This is a genomic window from Deinococcus alpinitundrae (assembly GCF_009982895.1).
GTDB classification, from domain to species: Bacteria; Deinococcota; Deinococci; order Deinococcales; family Deinococcaceae; genus Deinococcus; species Deinococcus alpinitundrae.
The window spans coordinates 1-358 of the sequence record NZ_WXZL01000142.1; the positions used below are offsets into that span (position 1 = coordinate 1).

At 33.2% G+C, this 358-nt stretch carries 1 protein-coding gene; it reads right to left on the reverse strand.

Annotation, left to right across the window (positions count from 1 at the left end):
* Positions 1-64: 64 nt before the first annotated feature.
* On the reverse strand, positions 65-358 hold a 294-nt coding region (locus GUI70_RS25420; protein WP_497747270.1), incomplete at its 5' end, for a nucleotidyl transferase family protein.

Here is a 358-nt window from a genome sequence, read left to right on the forward strand (position 1 = left end):
AACTCTTAAAGAATGATTATAACGTTTCTCTGGCAGTTTCTCTTTTGCAAGCCGTTTTGCTTTATCAATGTTCATATAATCCTTCCCCCTTAATATAGTTTTCAACGGATTTAGGAACAAGAACTTGGATAGATTTCCCTTCACTAACTCTTTGTCGAATCATTGTCGAACTTATATCTACCCTAGGTATCTGAATTGCAATCATAGCATTTTCAACATTTTGACTATTTTTGTCTCGATTTACAACTACAAAAGTAACCATTTCTTTTAAGTATTCAATTTGATACCATTTCTCTAGTTGGTTATACTGATCTGTCCCAATAACAAAGTACAACTCACTGTCTTTGTGTTGCTCCTT